General features: G+C 69.4%; 3 protein-coding genes and 1 pseudogene. 2 read left to right on the top strand and 2 right to left on the bottom strand.

The features are described 5' to 3' along the window. On the bottom strand, nt 1-1,109 hold a 1,109-nt coding region (gene pabB / locus ACFDTH_RS17005; protein WP_375288748.1), incomplete at its 3' end, for an aminodeoxychorismate synthase component I. Between the two features lie 65 nt (nt 1,110-1,174). Between pabB and ACFDTH_RS17000 the strand changes: the two genes are divergently transcribed. Continuing rightward, on the top strand, nt 1,175-1,834 hold the full coding sequence (locus tag ACFDTH_RS17000) for an MBL fold metallo-hydrolase (RefSeq protein WP_375288747.1): 660 nt from the start codon (nt 1,175-1,177) through the stop codon (nt 1,832-1,834). 114 nt (nt 1,835-1,948) lie between these two features. Next, nucleotides 1,949-5,095 (top strand): beta strand repeat-containing protein, encoded by a 3,147-nt coding sequence (locus tag ACFDTH_RS16995; protein WP_375288746.1) that lies wholly within the window; start codon nt 1,949-1,951, stop codon nt 5,093-5,095. Nucleotides 5,096-5,279: 184 nt separating this feature from the next. Here the strand turns inward: ACFDTH_RS16995 and ACFDTH_RS16990 are convergent. Further along, nucleotides 5,280-5,732, bottom strand: a pseudogene (locus ACFDTH_RS16990) (translational GTPase TypA); the annotation flags it as partial.

Raw genomic sequence — 5,732 nt, 5'->3', positions numbered from 1 at the left:
AACAGGCCCGCCTGATCGCGCGTCCAGTCGTGCTCGGCGACGATGCCGCCGCCCAGACCCAGCGTGGCGTGGCTGTCCGCACCGGCGATGTGGAGCGTGCGGATCGCAACGTTGAACTGCGCGTCGCCGCCCGGCTCGATCCAGCCGATCGCGCCGGTATAGGGCCCGCGCGCGCTGCGCTCGACGTCGTTGATCACCTGCATCGCCCGCACCTTGGGCGCACCGGTGATCGAGCCGCAGGGGAACAGCGCGGCGAGCACGTCCACCGCATCCCGCCCCTCCGCCAGATCGGCGGTGACAATGGAGGTCATCTGGTGGACGGTGGGATAGCTTTCCACCGCGAACAACTCCGGGACGGAAACGCTGCCCGGCGCGGCGACGCGCGACAGGTCGTTGCGCATCAGGTCGACGATCATCAGGTTCTCGGCGCGCTGCTTCGGGTCGGCGGCAAGCGACGCGATCGCGGCGGCATCGTCGGCAGCGCGCGGCGCCGTGCCCTTCATCGGCCGGCAGGTCAGCCGGCCCTTGTCGAGCGCGAAGAACAGTTCGGGCGACAGCGACAGCAGCCGGTCCCGCCCGGTGTCGACATAGGCGCCCCACCCGGCCGCCGCGGCGCCGCGCAGCCGCGCATAGAGCGCCGCGGGATCGCCCTCGAACCGCACATGCGCGCGAAAGGTGAGGTTCGTCTGGTAGACGTCCCCTGCCTCGATCAGCGCACGCACCCGCGCGATCATCGCGTCATAGTTTGCGCGGGATACTTCGGGTTGGGGCGCGCCGGCCCAGGTCCCCGCGGGATCGGGCAGCATCGCGCCGACATCTGCCACCGTCTCGAAACTCTCGAACACGCCGAACAACAGCAGCGGCGTCGTCACCCGGCCAGCCGGCACCCCCGCCTCGAATGCTCCGCCCGCCTCATAGGACAGGAACCCCGCGACATGCCGCCCCTCCGCCAGCGCCACCCGCACCGCCGCCAGCGCCGGCGCCACCTCGGCGACCGTCCACGCTTCGATCACGTGCAGCGGATCGCGATACAGCCGCGCCGCCGCGCCGCCGGGGCGCGCATCGTCGAACAGCAGGCAGGGCGCGTCGAGCCGCATCGCACCCGTCATGCACGCGCACGCCCGCGCCGCAACCCCGATTGCCGCCGCGACGGGCCCGGCCTATCCCCGCCCGCATGAGCAACCCGCCCCTGCGCGCCGCCATCGTGCCCGTCACCCCGATCGAGCAGAATTGCACCCTGATCTGGTGCACCGCGACCAACCGCGGCGCGATCGTCGATCCCGGTGGCGACGTCGAGCGGATCGCCGGGGCGGTCACACAGGCCGGTTTCACCGTGGAGAAGGTGCTGCTGACCCACGGGCATATCGACCACGCCGGCGCGGCGAAGCCGGTCGCGGACCGCTACGGCGTGCCGATCGAGGGCCCGCACGAGGACGACCGCTTCTGGCTCGCGCGCCTTGCCGACGATGGCCGCAACTGGGGGATCGAGGGCGTGCCGTTCGAGCCCGACCGCTGGCTGGTCGAGGGCGACACCGTGACGGTCGGCGAGCTGACGCTCGACGTGTACCACACCCCCGGCCACACCCAGGGGCACGTGATCTTCCACCACCCGCCCTCGAAGTTCGCGCAGGTCGGCGACGTGCTGTTCCAGGGCTCGGTGGGGCGCAGCGACCTGCCCGGTGGCAACCACCAGCAACTGGTCGAGTCGATCGTCACCAAGCTGTGGCCACTCGGCGACGAGACCGCCTTCATCCCCGGCCACGGCAAGCCGAGCACCTTCGCGCACGAGCGCCGCCACAATATGTTCGTCAGCGACGACGCGCTCGCGCGCTGAGGTGGAGCCGCGCGAAGCAGTGACAAATCACGGCCTATCAATGCCGTACGTTTTACCTGTTGAAAGCAGACCGCCGGAAGGTAACGTCGCGCCGACATCAGTCGGGGGGCGATCATGGGCAAGTACAGGGGCGACGAGAACGATAACGAACTGCGCGGATCGACGGGCAAGGATTCGATCCTGGGATTGGGGGGCAACGACCGGCTGATCGGGCTCGGCGGCGCCGACACGATCGACGGCGGCGACGGCTTCGACATCCTGTTCGGCGACGGTGACGGCAGCGTTGCGGTCAAGGCGGGATCGGACACGCTGAGCGGCGGCGCCGGCAATGATTTCGTGGTGGGCGGAGGCGGCGACGACACGCTGAACGGCGGCGACGGAGACGACATTCTGGCCGGCGGCGACGCCAGCTTCGTCACGTTCAACCCCACGTACCAGACCTACAACTTCTCGGTCGACATGAACCATAGCGGCAAGGAAACCTACAACGGCGGTGCGGGCCGCGACCTTGCCTATATCGGCCTCGCCGACCGGACGGGCACGATCGTGATCGACAACAGCGATCCCGCCCGCACCAATCGGATCCTGGAGAACGGGCGCAACACCGGCTCGCTCACCGGGATCGAGCAGATCAGCGTCCAGGCGGGCAGCGGCGACGACCGGATCACCGGCGGATCGGATCTGGACATGCTGAGCGGCAACAACGGCGACGACCGGCTGACCGGCGGCGGCGGTGCGGATGTGCTGACGGGGGGCGCGGGCAACGACGTGCTCGACGGGGGCGCCGACATCGACACGGTCACCTATTCGCCATTCGACGCCACGGCGCTGAGCGTGGACCTGCGGATCCAGGGCAGCGCCCAGGACACCGGCGCGGCGGGCACGGACACGCTGATCGGGATCGAGATCGTCACGGTCTATGCGGGGGCGGGCAAGGTCTCGCTGACCGCCGCCGCCACGGGCTCCACCCTCAACGCGAACGGCGGCGCGGGCGACCTGATCCTCACCGGCGGCAGCGGGAACGACCAGCTCAACACCTATCGCAACACCGGATCGGCCGCCGTGATCAACATCTCGGGCGGCGCGGGCAGCGACATCCTGCGCTACAATGCGGCCGGCAGCACCACCGACGCGGTGACGCTGGACGGGGGCGATGCCAGCGACACGATCTTCGCCTTCTTCGGCGGCGGGCGGATGACGGTTCGCGGCGGCGCGGGCAGCGACGCGGTCACCATCGATACGCTGCGTGCGCAGTACACGATCGCGCTGGGCAGCGAGGCGGACGTGCTGACGCTGAACTCTACCCTCGGCAGCTTCCGCGCGGACGGATCGATCACCGTCACCGACTTTGCGACAGGCGTCGGCGGCGACACGCTGAACCTTTCCAGCTGGCTCTACGGCGGCGCGCTTCTGAACTTCGTGTTCGGGACCAACCCGTTCGCCGACGGCCATCTGCGGCTGGTCAGGGCTGGCCGCGCCACCCAGCTGCAGGTCGACCGCGACGGTGCCGGCACCGCCCACGACTGGGCGACGCTGGTGATCTTCCAGAATACCGCGCCCGACAGCTTCGTCGCGGCGAACTTCGCCGGCCTGTCGCCGACGCCGGGCGTGGTGAAGACCGGCGGCACCGGTGCCGACACGCTGACCGGCACCGCGCAGGATGACACGCTGATCGGCAATGCCGGCGACGACACGCTGACCGGCGGCGCCGGGCGCGACATCCTGTACGGAGACTACAACGGCTATGACACGCTGGCGAAGGGCGGCAACGACGTCCTGAACGGCGGCGACGGCGAGGACTTCCTGATCGGCGGCCGCGGCAACGATCGCCTGAACGGCGGCGCCGGCGACGACCTGCTGTTCAGCGGCATCGCTTATTCTGCGGTGGCGCAGACACCCTCCGGCTTCAGCTACAACTACAACTCCAGCACCGACGGCGGCAACGAGATCGTCGACGGCGGCGCCGGCTTCGACACCTACCACCTGGTCGCCACGCGTGCGGGAACGACGCTGGACATCAGCAAGGTCGATAAGGTCAACGCGGTGACGATCGGCGGGCGCGCCGCGGGCTCGGTGACCGGCGTGGAGGCCCTCACCTTCTACGGCGGCGCCGGCGACGACGAGATCACCGGTGGTGCCGGGCAGGACCGGCTGTTCGCCGGCAGCGGCCGCAACGTGCTGCGCGGCGGCGACCAGAACGACGTGCTCGGCGGCGGGGCCAGTGCCGACGTACTCGACGGCGGCGCCGGCATCGACCGCGCCGACTTCACCGGCTTCCAGGACGACCTGGTCGTCAACCTCGCCATCCAGGGACGCCAGCAGAACACGATCTGCGCCGGCTGGGACACGCTGAGCGGCATCGAGGACGTGTACGTTTCCAACCAGTATGACGTGAACGTGACCGTATCGGGCGATGATGGCGCCAATAGCATCTACAGCTACAATTACGGCTACAACGGCGGGCTAGGCGACGTGACGCTCTCGGGCAACGGCGGCAGCGACTATCTCTACGCCTATGTCGATCCCTATGCCACCACCGGCATCCCGAACCCGGCCATCGTGCGGCTGGACGGTGGCGCGGGTGTCGACACGCTGCAATATGCCGGCGGCGCGCGCTACATCGACACGGTGGCGCTGATCGGCGGCGCCGACGCCGATGCGATCTACGAGACCGGCGGCGGCACGGTGACGATCAGTTCCGGCAGCGGCCGCGATTTCGTCAGCATCGACTCGCTGGGCGGCACCGTGCGGGTGACGCTGGGCGGCGACGTGGACACGCTGTCGCTGGCCTATACCAACGGCGCCTTCCGCGCCGCCGGCGCGATCACGGTGACCGACTTCGCCACCGGCGCCAACGGCGATGTGCTCAACCTGAGCAACTGGCTGTCCGGGGGCGCGCTGATCGGCCTAGCGGGCAATCCGTTCGGCGACGGTCACCTGCGCCTGGTCAAGGCGGGCGCGAACACGCTGCTCCAGGCCGATCGCGACGGCGGCGGCGACGCCTGGGCGACGCTGGTCACCTTCCTCGACACCAAGCCGGGCGCGTTCACCGCTGCGAACTTCGCCGGCTATGCGCCGAATGGCGCGGCCTCTGTGCTTGACGCGGACCTGCCCGCCGCACCGGCAGTGCCGGACCCGGGTCTCACCGCGGACTCAGCGATGCCACCGGTGGCGTTCGGGGCGGATGCCGCCCCGCGCCCGGAACTGCCGTTCGTCGCGGCGCATGGCTGGCATGCGGCGCTGGACGTGGCGCTGTTCTGACGGACAGTTCCGCCTTGAAGGGGATCAAGCGTCTGACTGTGGACGCCCCCGGCCGATGGCCAGTCCGGGAGATCATGCGCACTGGAACATGATCTCCCTTCGGCGGGCCGGAGAGGCGCGTTTCGAATCGGGCCAAATGAAGGTCAAGCGCCCCGGTCCGCACGCGGCAGGCCGGGGCGAGCCGTCAGGCCGCCACCTTCGCGCGGCTCGCCCGCTTGCGCTCGTGTGGGTCGAGGAAGCGCTTGCGCAGGCGGATGTTCTTGGGCGTCACCTCGACCATCTCGTCGTCGTCGATGTATGCGATCGCCTGCTCCAGCGTCATCTTCTTCGGCGGAGTGAGGCGGATCGCATCGTCCTTGCCGCCCGATGCGCGGAAGTTGGTCAGCTGCTTCGCCTTCATCGGATTGACCTCCAGGTCATCCGTCTTGGCGTTCTCGCCGATGATCATGCCCTCGTACAGCGCCTCGCCATGGCCGACGAATAGGATGCCGCGCTCCTCCAGCGGCCCCAAAGCATAGCCCTGCGCCTCGCCGGCACCGTTCGAGATGAGGACGCCGTTCTTGCGGCCCTCGATCTTGCCCTTGTGCGGGCCGTACTTCTCGAACAGCCGGTTCATGATGCCGGTGCCGCGCGTGTC

Origin of the sequence: Sphingomonas sp., from assembly GCF_042096255.1 — a bacterium.
GTDB lineage: Bacteria > Pseudomonadota > Alphaproteobacteria > Sphingomonadales > Sphingomonadaceae > Sphingomonas.
The sequence above is the reverse complement of the archived record's forward strand: the minus strand, read 5'-3'. Positions and strand labels throughout refer to the sequence as shown.

Coding starts and splice junctions, on each gene's coding strand:
- ACFDTH_RS17000 (WP_375288747.1), top strand. CDS start 1,175: ATGAGCAACCCGCCCCTGCGCGCCGCCATCGTGCCCGTCACCCCGATC.
- ACFDTH_RS16995 (WP_375288746.1), top strand. CDS start 1,949: ATGGGCAAGTACAGGGGCGACGAGAACGATAACGAACTGCGCGGATCG.